At 50.9% G+C, this 21094-nt stretch carries 13 protein-coding genes; 9 read left to right on the top strand and 4 right to left on the bottom strand.

The window, feature by feature from the left end; genetic code table 11:
* The first annotated feature begins 1 nt into the window (after position 1).
* From FIU95_RS02660 to FIU95_RS02670, 3 genes are read left to right on the top strand one after another with little or no spacing between them, the layout of a single operon-like run.
* Entirely contained in the window at positions 2 to 547 is a 546-nt protein-coding gene (locus FIU95_RS02660; protein WP_152451233.1) for a PilX N-terminal domain-containing pilus assembly protein, read from the top strand.
* Between the two features lie 23 nt (positions 548 to 570).
* Complete coding sequence (locus FIU95_RS02665) at positions 571 to 4155, top strand: pilus assembly protein (protein WP_152451235.1); 3585 nt, start codon at positions 571 to 573, stop codon at positions 4153 to 4155.
* A 2-nt stretch (positions 4156 to 4157) separates the two neighbouring features.
* A complete protein-coding gene (locus FIU95_RS02670) occupies positions 4158 to 4601 on the top strand; it encodes a type IV pilin protein (RefSeq protein WP_305848663.1) in 444 nt (147 codons plus the stop codon).
* Between the two features lie 59 nt (positions 4602 to 4660).
* Here the strand turns inward: FIU95_RS02670 and FIU95_RS02675 are convergent, their stop codons facing one another.
* Both FIU95_RS02675 and FIU95_RS02680 read right to left on the bottom strand, forming a co-directional pair.
* Complete coding sequence (locus FIU95_RS02675) at positions 4661 to 6067, bottom strand: sigma-54 dependent transcriptional regulator (protein ID WP_152451237.1); 1407 nt, start codon at positions 6065 to 6067, stop codon at positions 4661 to 4663.
* 131 nt (positions 6068 to 6198) lie between these two features.
* Positions 6199 to 7779: a PAS domain-containing sensor histidine kinase gene (locus tag FIU95_RS02680; RefSeq protein ID WP_152451239.1), complete on the bottom strand. Its 1581-nt coding sequence runs from the start codon at positions 7777 to 7779 to the stop codon at positions 6199 to 6201.
* A gap of 89 nt (positions 7780 to 7868) precedes the next feature.
* Here FIU95_RS02680 and FIU95_RS02685 point away from each other — a divergent pair, with 89 nt between their 5' ends.
* Entirely contained in the window at positions 7869 to 9497 is a 1629-nt protein-coding gene (locus FIU95_RS02685) for an NAD+ synthase (protein WP_172975301.1), read from the top strand.
* A 60-nt stretch (positions 9498 to 9557) separates the two neighbouring features.
* Here FIU95_RS02685 and FIU95_RS02690 read toward each other — a convergent pair whose 3' ends face one another.
* Positions 9558 to 10508 (bottom strand): outer membrane protein assembly factor BamD, encoded by a 951-nt coding sequence (locus tag FIU95_RS02690; RefSeq protein WP_216646294.1) that lies wholly within the window; start codon positions 10506 to 10508, stop codon positions 9558 to 9560.
* Between the two features lie 100 nt (positions 10509 to 10608).
* On the opposite strand from FIU95_RS02690, the gene rluD reads away from it, so the two are divergent.
* The 5 genes from rluD to FIU95_RS02715 all read left to right on the top strand — a co-directional run bounded on the left by rluD (position 10609) and on the right by FIU95_RS02715 (position 19898).
* A complete protein-coding gene (rluD, locus tag FIU95_RS02695) occupies positions 10609 to 11565 on the top strand; it encodes a 23S rRNA pseudouridine(1911/1915/1917) synthase RluD (protein WP_152451243.1) in 957 nt (318 codons plus the stop codon).
* 79 nt (positions 11566 to 11644) lie between these two features.
* Positions 11645 to 12418 (top strand): peptidoglycan editing factor PgeF, encoded by a 774-nt coding sequence (pgeF, locus tag FIU95_RS02700; protein WP_152451245.1) that lies wholly within the window; start codon positions 11645 to 11647, stop codon positions 12416 to 12418.
* A 367-nt stretch (positions 12419 to 12785) separates the two neighbouring features.
* Positions 12786 to 15389: an ATP-dependent chaperone ClpB gene (gene clpB / locus FIU95_RS02705; protein ID WP_152451247.1), complete on the top strand. Its 2604-nt coding sequence runs from the start codon at positions 12786 to 12788 to the stop codon at positions 15387 to 15389.
* Between the two features lie 312 nt (positions 15390 to 15701).
* Positions 15702 to 16808 carry an efflux RND transporter periplasmic adaptor subunit gene (locus tag FIU95_RS02710; RefSeq protein WP_152451249.1) on the top strand — a complete coding sequence of 369 codons (1107 nt, stop codon included), beginning with the start codon at positions 15702 to 15704 and terminating at the stop codon, positions 16806 to 16808.
* Between the two features lie 18 nt (positions 16809 to 16826).
* Entirely contained in the window at positions 16827 to 19898 is a 3072-nt protein-coding gene (locus FIU95_RS02715) for an efflux RND transporter permease subunit (RefSeq protein ID WP_152451251.1), read from the top strand.
* A 28-nt stretch (positions 19899 to 19926) separates the two neighbouring features.
* Here FIU95_RS02715 and FIU95_RS02720 read toward each other — a convergent pair whose 3' ends face one another.
* Positions 19927 to 20991, bottom strand: coding sequence for an AraC family transcriptional regulator (locus tag FIU95_RS02720; RefSeq protein WP_172975302.1), 1065 nt, complete (start codon positions 20989 to 20991; stop codon positions 19927 to 19929).
* Positions 20992 to 21094: the final 103 nt, after the last annotated feature.

Raw genomic sequence — 21094 nt, forward strand, 5'->3', positions numbered from 1 at the left:
AATGCAAAGATTAGTTACCCCTATTAAGTTTTCACACCAGCAGGGCGCGACTCTTTTAGTTGGCCTGGTTATTTTATTGTTAATGACTTTTATTGGGCTCGCCGCGATTCGTGGCAGCGGCATGCAGGAATTAATGGCTGGTAACATGCGCGACCGCCAGCTGGCATTCCAGGCCGCGGAAGCCGGGCTAAGGATTGCCGAGGAAAATGTGAATGAGGAGGTTGAAAAACCCGTAACTACTCTCTTTGATGGCTCAAATGCTGGACACAAAGAAGAGTTGGACGGTTCCTCGAATACAGGCTATTGGCAGACCTATGATTGGAAACAAACTGCTACTGCAGATATTATTTTGAAGGGCGTGAAGAGCAAACCAGTCTATGTGGTTGAAAGAATTACCGAGCAGGTTTTAGCCACAGGAGCCAGTGGGGGATCTATCGATTTTATCTCTCGACCTGATCCTGAGGAATATTATCGTGTAACCAGCCGCGGGGTGGGTGGTACAGATACCGCAATAGTAATCCTGCAATCAAACTTTAAGCCATTCTAAACTTTGTGCCTGGAAGCAGTATTATGTTGAATATAAAAAAATATTTAAAATATAGCTCCGTAGTGGTGTCTGCACTGATAACCCTGGGGGTGACACATTCGGCAGTCTCAATGGATCTCGCCCAGCAACCGCTCTTTTTGCAGACTTCTGCTGATCCCAATATTATGTTTATCCTGGATGACTCGGGATCTATGCAGTTTGAGATCACGCCATCGGATTACACTTCTGTTTTTTCTAATGCATATCCTGTCTACTATGTATATCCACATACGGAAATATCTAACAATAAAGGCGAGTATGTTTCATGTATATATAGTAAAAATGATACTTCCGGATGCGATTATTGGGAAAGTGTTTATAGCAGAAGGGGATATCTAACTAGGCAAGGACAAATCGTTCCTAAATTCGATGCCGGTAATCCCTGGGCGGCATTTTTCCGATCTTCTCATAATAATAAAACTTACTATGATCCTGAGGTTCGCTATACGCCCTGGTCAAAAAAAGATGGCATTCTTTGGGATAATGCTAACCCTAAAAAAGCATATCATAACCCTTACAATCAAAGTAAAGGTTGGCGCAACCTTAAAGGAAAAAGTAAGCAGACGGCGGAATGCTGGATTAAAGAAGATGCAACAGTTGGTTCGGAATTTGGGTCAGAGATCTGTGAAAGTGAAGAGCTGGAGTTTAGACCAGCTACGTACTTTAAATATATTGGCCCTGCTGATGGCACTATTTCCAATGGTGACTTATTAAATACTGCTTACTATACACGTATTCAAATTAAAGGTAACAACTCCACATATTCTAAAGGAGTAAAGCGCACTGACTGCTCAGCAGATGACTTCTGTACTTTTACTGAAGAAATGCAGAACTTTGCTAATTGGTACAGCTTTTATCGTTCGAGGGTATTAATGTCACGTGCGGGCATTGGTCAGGCTTTTGCTGCACAGGGAGAGGAGCTTAGGGTTGGTTTTGGTAGTCTCAATACTTCAAGTAGCTCTGTAGATGGTGAAAGCACAGCAACCATTAAAAAAGGGGTTCGTGCATTTAAGGGAGATGATCGATCCACTTTTTTTGATACGCTCTATGGCATAGATATACCAGCGGCAGGCACTCCTCTATTGACTGCTTTGAATAATGCCGGTAAGTATTATCAACGTACTGGTAATCAGGGACCCTGGTCGGGAGATCCCGGAGCTACAAATGATACTACCCCCCAGCTAGCTTGTAGGGCTGCCTATACCATTTTAATGACCGATGGTTATGGGAATGACTATTCATCTGTATCAGTTGCTAATTATGACTTCGATAATGGCCCCCCCTTCGCCGATTCTTACGATGACACCCTGGCAGATATTGCCATGAAATACTATGAAAATGATTTGCATCCAGGCTTGGCGGACCATTTACCTGTGAAAGAGAATGTATTGGACACTGCCACGCACCAGCATATGGTGACTTTTGGGGTGGCCCTCGGGGTGACTGGCGATATAACCCCAGCCGATGCATTCAAGGCTATTACTGATGAAACATCAATATCATGGAGTGACCCTGCGGAAAATGATGCTAGTAACGCAACTAAGCTGGATGATTTACTACATGCTGCGGTCAATAGCCGCGGGGGTTTCTATAGCGCGGGTGACCCAACGACATTTGCCAGCCAGCTGAGCGCGGTACTCTCCGATATTAGTGGCAGATCCGGCTCTGCCTCGGCGGTTGCGGCCAACTCCACACGTTTGGGTACTGATACAGCGATTTTCCAGGCGCTGTTTGACTCCAATGATTGGAGTGGTGAGGTCCGTTCTATCAAGATGAATGAGGACGGTACTTTAAAAAGTATCGCTACTTGGAATACCTCCGAATCTGGAAAAATTCCCACCAGCTCTCGAAAAATCAAAACTTATAACGCCAGCTCAGCCACAGGCAGCAAAACAGTAGATTTTGCTTGGGAATCTTTGAATGATACACAAAAGGAGGCGCTTAAAGGCGGAGATGATGAGACAGTTGCTAAGCAGCGCTTGAGCTGGGTTGCTGGCCAAACGGTTCAAGGTTTACGCAGTAGGTCTAAGTTACTCGGGGATATAGTCAATAGCACACCGGTCCTGGCTGATAATCGCGATCAATATTATTCCCTGCTACCGGCTAGTCTTGGGGGAAGCAGTTATGCCGACTACTTGAGTAATACCAAGAAGAGCAGTCGCACTGAGGTGCTCTATGTGGGGGCTAATGATGGCATGTTACACGGAATAAATGCCAGCACAGGTGCTGAGGTCTTTGCCTACGTGCCTACGGGAATTTATAGCAAACTAAAAAATCTTGCGGCAAGCGATTATGGCTCCGAGACAAATCCTCATCAGTATTTTGTGGACGGTCCTCTTTTTGTAGGGGATGCTTACTTCAAAAAGAACAATGCCGGCAGTGCTAAATGGATGAATATCCTGGTAGGTACTTATGGGGCTGGTGCCAAGGGTTTATTTGTTTTAGATGTTAGCGACCCAAGCAGCCCCGAGGTACTTTTTGAATTGGATGCTACAGCAGCAGGATCCTATATTGGCAATATTTTAGGGCGTCCTTTGGTGGTCCCCACTGCGGCGGGATGGAAGTTGATCTTTGGTAATGGCTATAAATCCTCAAAGGATACGGCGAGCCTGGTAGTTGTTGATCTGGCAAACCCGAATAATTTCAAGGTGATCCCAACCTCTGATAATAATGAGAATGGTTTGGCCGAGCCCTCCCTGTTGATCGATGCTAAGGGCATTGTTAATACCGCCTATGCGGGAGATCTTCTGGGTAATCTGTGGAAGTTCGATCTTAGTGATAGTGACATGAATAAATGGGATGTGTCACTCCGTGACGGTGATAGTGATGACGCACCACGTCTTCCTCTCTTTACCGCTACAGATGTTAATGGCAATCCACAGCCTATTACTGCTGCTCCCACCCTTGGCGCTAATCCCCGATCCAGTGACTCAATTATGGTGTATTTTGGTACCGGTCAGTATATGGCGAGTACCGATAATGCTGCCGGTACTGTGATCAATAGTTTCTATGCCTTAGAGGATACAGGAGAGAGGCTTGAGTTCATGGCGGCTGACGGCGCAGGTGGTAACTCCCTGGATAAGCGCACTAGCCTATTGATGGAAAAAAAGATCGTGGAGTCGGGTAATTCTCGTACAATCTCTAAAGATAAAGATGAATGGTGGGGAGATGACCTAGGAAATAAGAAGGGTTGGTTCCTGGATTTTGGTGTTATTAATTACGGCGATAGCGGAGATAAAGGTACTACTGGGGAGCGTATTATCAGTAAACCACTACTTGTGCGTGATCGATTGATTTTCCCGACCTTGGTTACTTCTAGTGATCCCTGTGATTATGGCGCCACAGGTTGGACCATGGAGTTGGTGGGCGTTGGAGATGCCCGTTTTATCAACGACGGTATCTTGGACAACCCAAATACAAAGCAAGCTAGCGCGAGCACTGGTTTCTCTGGCTATATTATCGCCGGGCGTAAAGTCTATGTGCCATTTTCGGAGACCTCTGGTGAATATGGAAATCATACCGGTGAAATTACTACACCTTCTGAGCGCTTGTCCTGGAGAAAATTTTAACAATGTCTATGATGAAGATAGTTAAATTGAATAAGAGTCATGGTTTCACTCTGATAGAGCTGATGGTTGTGGTTGCGATTATTGGTATTATTTCCGCTATCGCTTATCCGTCTTATATGGAATCTGTACGTAAGAGTAATCGCTCTGAGGCCAAAGCAACCCTAAATGATGTGGCGCAGCGTTTGCAGCGCTGCTTTACTGCTTACAGTTCTTATGATGATTATACAAACTGTAGTGTTGCAGCGGATTTACAAAATAATAAGAGTATCGATTCGGAGAATAATTATTATTCCATTACAGGAGTTTTGAACGCGACTACTTATACACTAACTGCGGCACCAGTTTCTGGTTCTATTCAAGGGGGAGATAGTGCATGCACTGGCTTTATTTTGACTCAGGCTGGTGTGAAGTCCGCTACGGGCAGTAATTCTAGTAATTGTTGGTAGCTTGCGTATTTCTTAAAATTTTCGGGCTCGGTAAAAATTACCTGGCCCTTTTTATATCTTTAGGTTTCAAGCCCCAACTTCTTCAACCGATAACGCAGAGAGCGAAAACTGATACCCAACTTCTGGGCCGCGGCAGTACGGTTCCAGCGGGTCTTAGTAAGCGCGCTTTCTATCGCTTCTTTCTCAATATCTTGTAAAAACTCATCCAGGGACTTGTACTGGCTTGGATCGAAGCGGTTGGTATTTTCCGGTTGATGTTCAGATAAAATTTCACTTTCTATCGCAGTGGAAAACGCTTCTCGTTCCTGCGGTTTTTCATCCCTTTCCAGAAATAGGTCTTCACACCGAATTTCCTGTTGCTCACACAATGTAAAGGCTCGCTCTAGAATATTTTCCAGTTGGCGAACATTCCCAGGGAAGGGATAGGCCTGTAGGGCTTGCATGGCATCGGTAGTGATGCCGGGAGGAATTTCGCCTGAACTTTTGGCGATGCGCTGCATGATGGCATCAACGAGTAAGGGGATGTCCTCAATGCGCTCGCGCAATGGCGGGGTTGAGATTTCGATCACATTGATACGGTAATAGAGGTCGCTGCGAAAGCGTCCCTCATTGACTTCTTTGGCCAGGTCCTTATGTGTCGCACTGAGGATACGCACATCGATAGGGGTTTCCTGGCTCGCGCCGATAGGGCGGATGCGTTTTTCTTGTATCGCGCGCAAAAGCTTGACCTGCATATCCAGGGGCAGGTCGGCTACTTCGTCAAGAAATAATGTGCCTCCTTGGGCACTTTGTAGTAAGCCGGCCTTATCTTTATGTGCGCCAGTAAAGCTGCCTTTTTTGTGCCCAAAGAACTCGCTCTCCATCAGCTCAGCGGGAATGGCTCCGCAGTTAATGGGTACAAACGGTTTGTCAGCACGGGCCCCCTGGGCGTGGATGGCACGGGCGGCTAGCTCTTTACCGGAGCCTGACTCTCCACTGATATAAACCGGGGCATCACTGCGCGCGACTTTGGCAATTTGCTCGCGCAGCTTGCGCATATTTGGCGCTTCCCCTAAAAGCAGCTGCTCCGAGCTCTTGCTGAGCTGGGGGTCGCGCTCCCTATTTAGGCGCAGGGCCAGCTGGGCGAGGTTGCGCAGTCGCTCCAGGTCGACCGGTTTACTGACAAAATCAAAGGCACCGAGCTTCAGTGCCTTGATTGCGGTATCCATATTGCCGTGGGCGGTAATCACTGCGATGGGCAGATCTCGATGAGCGCCACTCTGGATATGCTCCACCAATTGCAGGCCATCGCCGTCGGGCAGGCGCAGATCGGTAAGGCAGAAGTCGTAGCGATTCTCTGTGAGCAAGCGTGTTGCCTCCGCGAGGTTTGCCGCGGTGTGGCAGTTCACATCCATGCGCTGCAGAGTGAGTGTGATTAGTTTGCAGATATCCGGTTCGTCGTCGACAACCAGGGCCAGAGGTAGCATCAATTCTCTGTCTTTTCTTGTTTTGTGGAGATTGTAGGCAAAGGTGCCGATTCTGATTATGTCAGAAATTCTTTACGAATAATCCCATACATTTTGGGAAAAATTCCTGAGTAGAATCAAGTCACATCGGTTTAGTGAGCAAATTCAACCCTAAAGCAGCTCATATCATCATCACTGCGGCAATGATAGAGATTTGCCTGGTTGCTTTCACACAGTTCCCGGGCGATATAGAGGCCCAGCCCGCTGCCGCGATTGCCGGTGGTGAAAAAAGGCTCGAAAACCTTGTCTCGGTGCTCCTGTGGAACTCCAGGCCCCCGATCTTTCACATCTAGCTGGGTACAACCGCGCTCTGGATTGTAATGCACGCGGATTTCGGCCTGGCGCTCGCCGGTAGCCGCTTGTGAGTGGTGCAGGGCATTGTCGGTTAGGTTGGTGACGACCTGGGCCATTTGTGCTGCATCAAACTTGGCGCTGAGGGGCTGAGATGGCAAGTCGAGTTCGACTCGGTAGCCCTTATCAGAGCCGGCGCTGTAATCCTGCATGAGTTGTTGTAGCCAGCTACTTAGGTTGTGCTCCTGGGGATTGCCGGCTCGACGCCGGGATAGCTGCATAACATTTTCAACGATCTGGTTCACCCGTTGGCTCTGTCTGCAAATGATCTCGGTAAGATAGTGATCCTCCTCGCGCAATTGGGAGGATTCGGACAACAGCTGGGCGGCATGGCTGATAGCTGACAGTGGGTTGCGAATTTCATGGGCGATAGAGCCGGTGAGGTGCCCGAGAGAGGCGAGCTTCAATTTCTGTGCGGCTTCCGCCAGCTTGCGGTTATCTTCCATAAAAACCAGTGTGCTACTGCCACTTTCATGTTCGAGCTTGGCGAAGTTGAGTTGCAGTTCACTGCCATTTTCCGCTTGTAGCAGGGGAGTATCGGGTCCTTCATTGTTGCGCCATTGGAGGATGGATTGGCGTAACGCGCTCCCCGCTTTACTTTCAGTGTGTAGCTGCTCTCCTAAGAGTCGCCGGGTGGCCTGGTTGACCAGCTCGGTTTGGCCGCCGGGCCCCATCACCAGAACTCCAGTACCCATACGTTCGATAATCTGCTGGGCCAGCCGTTGTAAGTGTGCGGCTTGGCGGCTCTGTTGGTCCGCACGCAAATTGGCGCTGCGGATACGTGCAGACAAATACTGGAGTGCGCTTACCGTGGCGAATAGTAGTAGTCCCAGGCTTCCCGCAGCGACGATATCCTGGCTGGTACCCCGGCCTGAGATCAAATTGTATAACTGCAGTCCGATCACTCCGAGACTAGCCAGCGCCGCAAAGAAGGCACTCATACGGCGATCCAAGAGGATGGAACCTATCGAGCAGTTAATTAGCAGTAGATAGCCGAGGCCTGAGTTGAGGCCACCACTGGATTCTATCAATAAAAGGAAAACCAAAATGTCACAGGCCAAAATGATACCGATTTGGCCTGTGCCCACTTGATAGGCCTGCTGGCGTAAAAAAATTAGCCAACCAAAATTAAGAATGGCATACACCACAACTGTATATAGGAAAAGTAACGGAGCGTCATCGCCAAAGGCACCGGCGCCGATATCCGAATAGAAAACGCCCAGTAATACCAGGGCGATAGACAGCCGGTAGATTGCGCAGATGCGCAATAACTCATAGTGTTGAAACGAGGGGGAGGTACTGGTGTTGCTGGCACTACTCAAGATGTTTTCCCGGTTTGTTGTTGTGGTGGCCGCTGCTGTTACAGCCCACAGGGGTTACAATGGCGGCCTGTCTTGTCCGAGGTTTAACCATGTCTACTTTGCAGCTAGTGCTGGCACAAATCAATTCTCTCGTAGGAGATATTCCCGGTAACACCGCCCGAGTTATCGAGGTGGCTAACAGGGCCCACCGCGAAATGGGTGCCGATCTAGTCTTGTTTCCCGAGTTGACTCTGTGTGGCTACTCTCCGGAAGATTTGCTGCTGCGGCCCAGTATGCAAACTCGTATTGATGCTGCACTGGAAGCTTTGAAAGCGGTTCAGTTGCCCTGTGCGATTCTGGTTGGCTACCCCCGCCATCGCAATGGCAGGCTTTTTAATATGGCAGGCCTGATTGCCGATGGGGAGTTGGTGGCGGAGTACGCCAAGCAAAAGCTGCCGAACTATCAAGTATTCGATGAGAAACGCTATTTCACCAAGGGGGATGGGCCCTGTGTGGTGGATATCAAGGGGATCCCGGTTGGCTTTAGTATTTGTGAGGATATCTGGCATCCAGAGCCTTTACAGAAGACCGTAGAGGCCGGAGCTAAGTTGATTCTGAATATCAACGCTTCCCCCTTCCATCGTGGTAAGGCTCTGCAGCGTCAGGAGTTGATAACCAGGCAAGCGCGTGCGGTTGAAACGCCGATTGTTTATGTAAATTGGTGTGGAGGCCAGGATGAATTGGTCTTCGACGGGGGCACCATGGCTGTAGATGCTCAGGGGCAGGTTTGCGCCAGGGCAGAAGAATTTGCCGAGCAATTATTACCCGTATCGGTTTCCCAGCAGAGCGGTAGGGTGACTTTATTGCCCGGCGAGATGGCCCCGCTTATGGGAGACTTGGCTTCGGTTTACCAGGCACTGGTGTTGGGGGTGCGCGACTATGTCAATAAGAACGGTTTCAACGGCGTGGTTCTGGGGCTATCAGGCGGGATTGACTCGGCCTTGACTTTGGCAGTTGCCGTGGATGCGTTGGGCAAGGAGCGGGTTGAAGCGGTGATGATGCCGTTCCACTACACTTCGGACCTGAGTAAGACCGATGCTGCCGATCAGGCTCAGCGCCTGGGTGTCGAATACCGGGAGATTGGTATCGAGCCCATTTTCGATGCCTTTATGGGAGCTTTGGCGGAAGAGTTTGCTGGCAGTGAAAGGGATACCACCGAGGAAAACTTACAGGCCCGAACTCGTGGAGTGCTATTAATGGCTATCTCCAATAAGAAGGGAGCGATGGTGCTGACCACCGGCAATAAGAGTGAAATGGCGGTCGGTTATGCCACCCTATACGGCGATATGGTGGGCGGTTTTAATGCTTTAAAAGACGTGCCCAAGGTGCTGGTGTTTGAGTTGGCGCGCTATCGCAATACGGTCTCGGAGGTCATCCCAGAGACTGTGATTACACGACCACCAAGCGCCGAGTTGGCTCCCGACCAAGCGGATACTGATAGTCTGCCTTCCTATGAAGTGTTAGATGAGATTCTGAATCTCTACGTCGATAGGGATTACAGTGCCGAACAAATTATCAAGCAGGGCTTTGAGCGCAGCATTGTAGAGCGGGTGGTGCGCCTGGTGGCGCGCAATGAATACAAGCGTCGCCAAGCGGCTGTGGGTGTGCGGATTTCCGAGCGGGGCTTCGGGCGGGATCGTCGCTACCCGATTACCAACGGTTGGAAGGCTGGAGAATAAGCCAGCTTAGAACGTAAAAACGGCGCCATAAGGCGCCGTTTTTACGTTTAACAGGGGGCCTTACATCAGCTCTGGTGGGAGGGGAGCCTCGCCGCGATTGTACTCGGGGTTGTACAGCTCACGGCTGTCGAAGCCTTGTGGGTCAGACTTCTCAAACAGCCCCAGAGTTACGCGGTGGACCAGGCTGCGGCCGCTGGCACCCTTGAAGTAGGCGTAGTTGAAGGTGCCATCTTCATTGAAAGCCGGGTGCTTGGGGTAGTTGTTGCGCAGTACGCTCAAGGCGTTGGCCTCCAGCTCGGGCATCTCCATCAAGTGGTAACCCTGAACCATTACTGCGAGCGCATCGGGCACAGCCGGGGTCTGCTGGAAGTTCTCCACAACGTAGCGGCCGCGGTTGGCGGCGGCGAGGTAGGCGCCGCGCTTGAAGTAGTAGTTGGCCACGTGAATCTCATAGCGGGCAAGCAGGTTACGCAGGTGAATCATGCGTTTCTGTGCGTCTGCAGCGTAGCGGCTCTCTGGATAGCGGGCCATCAACTGTGAGAAGTAGGCGAAGGACTCGCGCGCAGCGCCAGGATCGCGATTGGTTAGATCGGTGGGCATAAAGCGCTCAAACAGGCCGGCGCCCTCGGTGAAGGAGGAGAGCCCCTTCATGTAATAGGCGTAATCGACGTTGCGGTGTTGCGGGTGCAGGCGGATAAAACGATCCGCGGCGGCGATGGCGGCATCGTTCTCATAGTTGCGGTAGTAGGCGTAGATCAACTCCAACTGGGCCTGTTCGGCGTAGTTGCCGAAGGGGAAGTTGTCTTCCAGGGCGCGCAGGTTCTTGATTGCCAGGTCCCACTGGCTGGTGCGCAGTTGCCGCTGGGCAGCCTCGTAGAAGGCCTGTTCAGTGCGGTTGCCGGTGGGCAGACCCTCTTCAGAATCATCGGTGTTGGCGCAGGCAACCAATATTGCGGACACCAAGGCCAGCCACAGCATTTTCCAGGCTTGTATAGCCCCTCGCTCTATCATTCTCACACTCTACCTTATTAAACTATCCGCCAAGATTAATCTGGCGCTCCAGACATTTAAACACAGTCCCGGAGCTGCCCAAAGTATTTGCAATTGTTTGATGAATGACCACCTAAAACTCGATATTGAAGTACCGGCCTCTATGGCTGGTCAAAGATTAGACCAAGCGGCAGCCGAATTAATTCCCGATTATTCCCGCTCTCGCCTGCAATCCTGGATCAAAGGCGGGCAACTCACCCTAAATGGTGCTGCTGCCAAGCCTAAGGATAAGCTATTTGGCGGTGAGCGGCTCAGCTTGCGCGCGGAGCTGGAGCCCCAGGGAAGCTGGACCGCCCAGGACCTGGACCTGAATATTGTCTATGAGGACGACAGCCTCATTGTGATTAACAAACCCGCTGGCCTGGTGGTTCATCCGGCTGCAGGCAATCCCGATGGTACCTTGTTGAATGGCCTGTTACACCACTGCCCAGATCAGGAAAAGATTCCCCGTGCGGGCATTGTGCACCGTCTGGACAAGGACACCAGCGGTTTGATGGTTGTTGCCAAGACCCTGCCGGCGCAAGTACATCTTGTAGACCAGTTAAAACAGAGAACGGTCAGTCGGCAATACGATGCCCTGGTGCAAGGCTTTATAACCGGGCCGGGACGTGTCGATGCACCTATCGGTCGCCATCGGCAAAACCGCCTGAAAATGGCCGTGTTGGACTTTGGTGGCAAAGAAGCTATCACCCACTATCAGGTGCAAGAGCGCTTTCGCGCTCACACTTTACTGCGCTGTAAGTTGGAAACTGGGCGCACCCACCAGATTCGCGTTCATATGGCCCATATTCGCCATCCTTTGGTGGGTGATCCGATTTATGGGGGCAGGCCTAAATTGCCCGCAGAGGCAAGTAGAGAGCTGGTCCAAGCACTGCAGGGATTCCCTCGCCAGGCCTTGCACGCTGCAGAGTTGGCCCTGGTTCATCCGCTGACTGGGGAAAATATGCACTGGTGTGCTCCCATGCCAACGGATATGCTCCAGTTGCTCGATCTTCTCGGTAGGGACCAGCGCGAGTGAATGTTAGTGGCCCCAGCCACTTGCGCTGAAGCGCACAGTCACTGTCCGTTTCGCAACATCGTTATAAAGCAGAAATACCATGTCCACTGATCATTACCTGACTCCTTCTTGGCCTGCTCCAGCCGAGGTGCGCGCGGTAACCACCCAGCGCAATGGCGGTGCCAGCAGCGGGGCTTATAGTAGCTTCAATCTCGGCGCTCATGTGGGGGATGAGGAACCTGCAGTGAAGGCCAATCGGCGGCAGTTGTCGGAGGAGTTGAAGCTGCCGGCGGAGCCTCAGTGGCTGGAACAGATTCACAGTGACAAGGTTATTCAGGCGCAGGCTGACGGGCTTGTACGTACCGCCGATGCCAGCTTTAACATTGGGGGTGGGGCCGTCTGCGCAGTTCTCACCGCTGACTGCCTACCGGTACTTTTTTGCGACAAGACTGGCACCAAGGTAGCGGCGGCGCACGGGGGCTGGCGAGGCTTAGCCGAGGGCATATTGCGAAATACGGTTGCGGCACTCGAATGCGACCCACAAGAATTAATGGTCTGGTTGGGGCCCGCGATTGGCCCCGAGGCTTTTGAAACGGGAGTCGATGTTTTGGAAGCCTTTTTTGAGCATGCCCAGAGTGGCGCGCACACCGAAGCGATTGCCCAGTGTTTCCGTCCCCACAGCCAGAAGCCATTGCATTTCCTCGCCGATATCTATGCCCTGGCGCGGGCTGAACTAGCTGAACTCGGAGTCGAGAACATCTATGGTGGTGAACACTGTACAGTGAATGCGGCCGAACGCTTTTTTTCCTATCGCAGGGAAAAAACCACCGGTCGTATGGCTTCGTTAATCTGGTTGGTTAATGATGAAAGCTGATTAAAAGAACCAGAGCGAGTGGGTTTTATTTTACTCTCTATGTCGCTCGCGCTTCTCTCTACTTATGGTCTCACTTATACGGTCTCACTTACGGTAAGGCTGTGGCAGAGCGCGCCGCTTTCATCTGATCGTTGTTGGGGCGCCGCGCACACAAATCAAGTCGAGGTGGGAAGCTAAAACTGCATTCTGGCAAAAATTATTTTGTGTATTAACAACTTATGTCAGAAATTCCCACCAATTGATTTAAATCATTGAAAACCTTTCCCCCGCCCCTATTTTACTTCTCATCACTACACTGAAGCGTGGCGCCTCCCGGTTGCTATCGACGCAGTGCTACACAAAATCCCGAGTAGGAGAGGTTGCATTCATGCGTATAGATCGAATGACAAACCCGCTGCAGGCAGCTTTTGCCGACGCACAATCCCTGGCCGTTGGCAGGGATCACAACCAAATTTACCCAGAACATTTGCTACTTGCACTGCTCAACCAAAATAACGGCAGCGTGCCCGCATTTTTATCCCAGGCGGGGTTTAATCTAAATGGCCTGCGCAACGACTTAGCCAAGAGACTGGATCAGCTGCCAACGATCAGCTCCCCAACAGGGGATGTGGGCATGTCACAGGAGCTTATGCGCCTGATGAATCTCACGGATAAAAAAGCGCAGAAAAATGGTGACAGTTTTATTTCCAGTGAGACAGTTTTACTCGCGGCATTTGAATCCGCTGCGGGGGAAATTTCTAAAATTCTCAACGCCAATGGCGACTTAAAACAATTAGAGGCGGCGATACAAAAAGTGCGTGGCGATGAAAAAGTTGACGACCCTAATGCGGAAGAAGCGCGCCAGGCGTTGGATAAATACACCCTGGATCTGACCGAACGTGCGATATCCGGCAAGCTCGACCCGGTGATTGGCCGCGACGATGAAATTCGCCGCACGATTCAGGTGCTACAGCGCCGCACCAAAAATAACCCAGTGCTGATTGGTGAACCCGGTGTGGGTAAAACTGCGATTGTCGAGGGGCTTGCTCAGCGGATCGTAAATGGCGAAGTGCCTGAAGGTCTCAAAGACAAGCGCCTGCTGTCCCTGGATCTGGGCGCTCTATTGGCCGGCGCCAAATTTCGCGGAGAATTTGAAGAGCGCTTAAAAGCGGTGCTCAATGAACTCTCCAAGCAGGAAGGGCGGATTATTCTATTTATTGATGAATTACACACCATGGTGGGGGCCGGCAAGGCTGAAGGCGCTATGGATGCCGGCAATATGCTCAAACCGGCACTGGCGCGGGGTGAATTGCACTGTGTTGGCGCCACAACCCTGGATGAGTATCGCAAGTACATCGAAAAAGATGCCGCCCTGGAACGCCGTTTCCAAAAGGTATTGGTGGACGAGCCCACCGAGGAAGACACGATAGCTATCTTGCGTGGATTGAAAGAGCGCTACGAGGTGCACCACGGCGTAGATATCACCGACTCGGCCATTATTGCCGCTACCAAACTGTCCCAGCGTTATATCACCGATCGCCAGCTGCCCGATAAAGCCATCGACCTGATCGACGAAGCGGCCAGCCGCATCCGTATGGAAATAGACTCCAAACCGGAGTCCATGGATAAACTGGAGCGCCGTTTAATCCAGCTGAAAATCGAGCGCGAGGCGGTCAAGAAGGATAAAGACGATGAGGCTACGCAGAAGCGTCTAGCTAAGCTGGAGGAGGAAATTCACCAGCTGGAAAAAGAATACTCTGACCTTGAGGAAGTCTGGAAAGCCGAGAAATCCCAGCTCGCCGGCAGCCACGACTTAAAAGAGAAATTGGAGCAGGCCAAGTTGGATATGGAGTCCGCGCGTCGTGCCGGGGACCTGACCCGTATGTCGGAACTGCAATACGGTGTGATTCCGCAGCTGGAGCAACAGTTAAAGTCTGCTGCAACCCATGAGGCGACAGAAGAGCCGCGCCTACTGCGCAACCGGGTAACCGATGAAGAGGTGGCCGAAGTCGTTTCCCGCTGGACCGGTATCCCGGTCTCCAAAATGCTTGAAGGAGAGAGGGAAAAACTGCTGCGTATGGAAGATGAACTGCACAAGCGTGTTATAGGGCAGGGCGAAGCCGTCGACGCCGTGGCCAATGCGGTGCGACGCTCCCGCGCGGGTCTCGCCGATCCCAATCGCCCCAATGGCTCATTTTTATTCTTGGGCCCTACAGGCGTTGGTAAAACAGAGCTCTGTAAGGCGTTGGCGCAATTTCTCTTCGATACCGAAGATGCCATGGTGCGCATCGATATGTCGGAGTTTATGGAGAAGCACTCTGTGGCGCGCCTGATCGGTGCCCCTCCCGGCTACGTGGGTTATGAGGAGGGCGGCTATTTGACCGAGGTGGTGCGGCGCAAGCCTTACTCGGTGGTACTGCTTGATGAGGTGGAAAAGGCGCACCCGGATGTGTTCAATATTCTTCTGCAGGTGCTGGATGATGGACGCCTGACCGATGGTCAGGGGCGTACTGTGGATTTCCGCAATACCGTTGTGGTGATGACTTCCAACCTGGGATCGGATCTGATCCAGAAGTTTGCCAGTGCCCAAAATGGCGACGATCTGGATGCAGAAATCCGCTACCGTCAGATGAAAAATGCGGTGATGGAGGTGGTGGGCAATCATTTCCGTCCGGAATTTATTAACCGCATCGATGAAGTGGTGGTGTTCCATCCATTGGATAAGGCGGAAGTGCGTTCCATTGCGGAAATTCAATTGCGCCAGTTGTGTCGCCGCCTGAGTGAACGCGACCTGAAACTGGAGATCTCTGAGGGCTTGCTGAACAAGCTCGCGGAGGTGGGATTTGATCCGGTCTATGGCGCCCGGCCACTGAAACGGGCAATTCAGATTTGGCTGGAAAATCCACTGGCTCAGGATGTGCTTGCCGGTAAGTTTACGCCCGGAACCACTATCCATGCGGATGTAGAGGGCGATCGGGCGGTATTTCGCTAAGCGATTATCTTGACGTTTACTCCGCCAATGAAACAGATAAGTCTTTATCTGTTTCATTGGCCTGTAAGCTAGGCTTTATTTCTGTATTTGCCTGCGCTCTTGCTTTATTTCCCGCCTGGTTGTCGGCATCTCTCTTCCTCCCCAGTCACCTAAGTTCGTTTTTTTTGCAACCCCATCAGTGTCTGCCGGTATACACGGGATTTTCTTTATAAACTGAAATGAGTGGCCTGCTGAGTTGGGGCTTGTCTTATTTTCCAGCTTATTCACTGCAGAATTGTTGTAAACGATCGGGGGTAAATTATCAGTAAGCGCATGATGCTAATGCTGCTTGGTTGCCTAGTACTGTTTGGCGGCATTTTTGCGTATAAATTTATTGTCCATCGTATGGTGAACCAATATCTGGACACTATGACGTTACCGGCGCCTACGGTGACCTCGGCAAAGGCCCAGGTACAAAATTGGCGGGAGGATTTAAGTGGAGTGGGGACAGTCCGTGCAGTTAATGGTGTTGAAGTCACGACTGAAGCCCAGGGTGTCGTGAGTGCCATCCACTTTAAGTCCGGTCAGTATGTGCATAAAAATGATCTCCTACTGGAAATATTCGCGGAGCCGGAAAAGGCGCAGCTACAGGTTCTGGACGCCGAGCTGCGTTTGGCAAGGCGCAATTATGCACGTATTAAAACCCTCACCGAGCGCGGGGTGACCACCGAAGCGGATCTAGATACTGCGCGCAGTACCTTAGATCAGGTAGTGGCCAATATCGAAGTACAGCGCGCCAGGGTCGATCAACGGCGAGTCCTGGCGCCATTTAATGGTGTTTTGGGTATTCGGCGCATAGACCTGGGCCAGAATGTCAGCCCCGGAGATGCGGTGGTGACGCTGCAGCAGCTGGATCCAATCTTTGTCGATTTTTCCCTTCCGGAGCAAAAATACGCCTTAGTTAAAGAGGGCATGCCAATTAGCTTGACTACCGATGCCTTTCCTAAGAATACCTACAGCGGAAAGATTACTGCCGTAGATCCCAGAGTGGATATGGCCAGCCGCAACTTCCTGATACAGGCAACACTGGAAAACCCCAAGAAACACCTGCGTCCCGGTATGTTTGCCCAGGTTTCCGTGCAAATAGAAGCTCACCGGCGTGTACTTGTCGTACCCCGCACGGCCTTGTTATTTGCTCCTTACGGCGTCTCGGTTTTTGTACTGGAAAAGGACGCTACTAATAGCAGTGTCATCGCAAATAAGCGTTTTGTTAAAACCGGGGAAGAGCGTGGTGACCTGGTGGAAATTGTACAGGGGTTATTGCAGGGTGATGAGGTGGCCAGTAGTGGATTGCTCAAATTGCGCAATGGTGAGCGAGCAGTGATCAATAATGAAAACAAGCCACCGGAAAACCCATCTCCCACACTTGGGAATAGTTAATTTCTGCAGGGAGTTGCGGTGAACTTCACAGAGATATTTATTCGTAAACCGGTATTAGCTTCAGTAGTCAGCCTTTTTATTTTTCTGCTGGGCTTGCGCTCAATTACTGAATTAAATATTCGCCAGTACCCGGAACTGGAAAATGCAGTTATCACAGTTTCCACCGTTTATGTGGGCGCCGATTCCGATCTGGTTCAGGGCTTTATTACCACACCGCTGGAGCAGGAGATTGCTACGGCAGATGGCATTGATTATATGGTGTCGACTAGTGTTCAGGGACTGTCCACCATTAATGCCTATGTGCGATTCGACTATGACCCGAACGAGGTGCTCACCCAGGTAGTCGCCAAGGTTAATAAACTGCGTAGTGATCTGCCCGAGGAATCTGAAGATTCCAGTGTAGAGATGCAGCAAGGGGAGACCACTGCCGCCATGTATTTATCGTTCTCCTCGGAAATTCTCGCCAACAATCAGATCACCGATTATCTGGTTCGAGTCGTGCAGCCCAAGCTGGCAACTGTTGCCGGTGTGCAACGTGCACGCTTGCTTGGCGATAGCACTTTTGCCATGCGCGCCTGGCTAAAACCCAAAGAAATGGCAGCGCTAGAGGTGACTCCCGATGATGTGTCCAATGCCCTGCGCAACAACAATGTCCTATCTGCGGTAGGTGCGACCAAGGGTTCGAGAGTGGCGATGGAAATTCGAGCGGATACAGATATTTCCCGCCAGGTAGATTTTCAAAATTTGGTGGTCCGCGCCAGTGGTGACCAATTGGTGAGGCTCGGTGATATTGCCGATATTGAGTTAGGTGCCGAGACGTACGATAGCTCGGTGACATTCAATGGACAGTCCGCCACTTTTATCGCTATCGAAGTGGCCCCGAATGCGAACTCCCTGGATGTTATCAAGCAGGTGCGGCAAAAACTGGAGGGTGAAATTTTCCCACAGTTACCCGATGGAATGCTGGGAGAAATTCCCTATGACAGCACTGAATATATTCAAGATTCTATTTCTGAAGTTGTGAGTACCATTGTTGAAGCGGTGATCATCGTTATCGTGGTGATCTACCTGTTTTTGGGTTCTCTGCGCAGTGTTTTAATTCCAGCTATTGCTCTCCCTCTCTCCTTGGTCGGTGCAATGTTTCTGATGCTATTGATGGGCTTTTCCATCAATTTATTGACGCTGCTGAGCATGGTGCTGGCCATTGGCATAGTGGTGGATGATGCGATTATTGTTTTGGAAAATGTGCATCGCCATATTGAAGAAGGGCTCTCGCCACGAGAGGCGGCCATTGTTGGGGCGCGCGAACTGGCATGGCCAGTAGTAGCCATGACCACTACTTTGATCGCCGTCTACATTCCTATTGGTTTTCTCGGCGGCCTTACCGGAACCCTGTTCATTGAGTTTGCGTTTTCCCTCGCGGGTGCCGTGCTGCTGTCCGGCGTTGTAGCCTTGACACTCTCGCCGATGATGGCTTCAAGAATTCTGAAACCACGGGAGGGCGGTGGCACGCGCTTGGAGGCTTGGCTCGAACGGCGCTTTGCCCATTTGCAAAAAGGGTTTGAGAAACGTTTGCACAGCGCGCTAGAAGAGCGCGGGGTTATTTTGCTGTTCGGACTGATTGTTCTGGTAAGTTGCTATTTCCTGTTTATTACCTCCCCTCAAGAGTTGGAACCCACTGAGGACCGGGGCTTGATTCTCACTATCTCCACTGCAGATGCCTATGCCACTCTGGATTATGTCGAGCAATACAGTGGGCAGTTAGTGGATATTGCCGATCTCTACACTGAGGTAGAAAATATTTTCTTGCTCAACGGTGCTGGTACTTTTAGCAGTGGCGTCAACAATGCCACCGCGGGTTTTGTGTTAGGACCTTGGGAAAAACGCCAGCGCGATACCGAAGAAATGCAGGAACTGATCAGTGAAGATGTCCGCAAGATTGCCGGACTCAAAGTGGCGGTGGTGGTGCCGCCAAGCCTGCCCACCGCGGGTGGTCAGTTACCAGTGGAGTTTGTGATCGGGGCGACAGAGCCGATGGAAAATCTCGCCGATGTTGCCAGTGAGATTATGGCGAAGGCATTGCAGAGTAGAAAATTTATTTTTTTGGATTCCGATCTGAAAATTGATAAACCCAAGATCGTTATAGAAATAGATCGGGAAAAGGCTGCTACCATGGGAGTGGACATGGTGGATCTCAGCCGAGATCTGGGAGCTATGCTTTCTGGTGCCTACGTTAACCGTTTTTCCCTCGATAATCGTAGTTACAAGGTGATTCCACAGGTTGAGCGGGTGGACCGTCTTACCGCCGATCAATTGAAGCAATATTATATTCGTGCGATCAATGGCGATCTTGTACCGGTCAATACTCTGATCAATTTGCGTCAAACCGTGGAGCCACAACAATTAAAGCGCTTCCAGCAACTCAATGCGGTGACAATTTCCGGAGTGCCACGCCCCGGTGTGACTCTGGGAGAGGCGCTTGGGGTATTGGAAAGCGCAGCTAGCGAAATACTACCCGCGGAATACTCGGTGGATTATTCCGGCCAGTCCCGCCAGTTCAAAACGGAAGGCTCGGAATTAGTAGTAACTTTTTTCTTCGCACTGATAGTGATTTACCTTGTGCTGGCAGCCCAGTTTGAATCCTGGCGCGACCCACTCATTATGCTGGTGACTGTGCCAATGAGCGTATGTGGCGCGATGATTTTTGTCAGCCTTGGTCTAACCACGCTCAATATTTATACCCAGGTAGGACTAGTGACTCTGATCGGTGTTATTTCCAAACATGGAATATTGATAGTGGAGTTCGCCAATAAATTACAAATGGGGGGGCTGGATAAGCGCACCGCTATAGAGGAGGCCACCTCTATCCGGCTGCGCCCCGTATTGATGACAACAGCCTCTCTGGTGTTGGCAATGGTGCCCCTACTGATTGCTTCTGGGCCAGGCGGAGGGGCTCGTTTTGCCATGGGGTTGGTCGTTGCTTCAGGAATGACCATTGGTACGTTGTTTACACTTTTTGTTGTGCCCGCCATGTATCTGTATTTAGGGCGAGACTACAAAAAGGTGCAGGCTCAAGCTCACGGAAGTTAAAGGCACCACGAGCGATTCTTTTAAGTATCTAAGCATCGAGAAAATCTTTTGAGGCATTGCTGCGGCGGTACTCGCTGGGGGTTACCCCCTCGTGCTTTTTAAAGAAACGGGTGAACACCGCACGTTCTGCAAAATGCAATTTTATGGCGATACTTTCGACGGATTCGCTGGATGACAATAGTAGTCGCTTAGTCAGTGCCAGGGTGACACTTTCTTTTAACTCCTGAAAAGTAACTCCCTGTTCTTTGAGTCTCCTTTGCAGGGTGCGTCCACTGGTGCGGAAGTGCGCGGCAGCCTGTTTGATGGTGACTTCCTCGCGAACGATATGCTTTTCCAGCCAGGAGCGTAGGCTTGCCGCCAGGTTGTAGCTCGATAGGGTATTGTGCAGAACGGTTTTTAAAACATTGCGACTCTGGCTGCGCAGCAACTTATGATAACTGGGAATAGGGAAGTCCAGGGTTTCTGCACTGAGAATAATGGCGTTGCTATCACAGTCGAACTCTACCGGGCTTTGGAATATCCGAGCGTAGATAGAATCATCCTCGGGCTTTGGACTGCGCAATTTAACACCGCATACCTCGGTAAATTGAGGGTTCAGGGTACGCAGTAATTCTGCAATACGGGCCATCAACATCTCGGCGAAGAAATAGTTTACTGACTCGTTAAATAATTCCATGCGCCAGTGCAAAGTGAGAATTTCGAATTCATTTTCTTGCTTGGTTTCGAAACGCAGTAGCGGTGCCAGGGTTTGTGATAAAACAATTTCCGCAGGCCGCAAGATTTCTCGTGGACGCCGAAGAGAGGGCTGCGCCTCGATAATCGTTTCCTCCAGCCATAAAATAATGGGAAAGCGACTGAAGCTTAGCCCCGGCGAAGAGACCGGGGAAAGTGCCACCAGGTTTTCGATCAACGCATTGAACTCGCTATAACTGAGCCGCTCACTTTCGCGGGGATTCCAGCTAAAAGTGAATGGCAGTCGCTCGATCAATGTGCCAATAGGAATACCGAGCCGCGCTGCGGCAGTGACAAAATAGGGTGCGAAAATTTTAGGCACGCCGGCATGGCCGGACATATTTTTATTCTGGTCTCTCATGACTCTTTGCCGTCCGGGTGGCGTTAACTGGATCATAGCAAAGGCACATCAAACAACGAAAACAAAAATGTGAATTATGACGAGCTGGTCGCCTCACGTGGCG

This window comes from Microbulbifer sp. THAF38 (genome assembly GCF_009363535.1).
In the GTDB taxonomy this organism is placed as follows: domain Bacteria; phylum Pseudomonadota; class Gammaproteobacteria; order Pseudomonadales; family Cellvibrionaceae; genus Microbulbifer.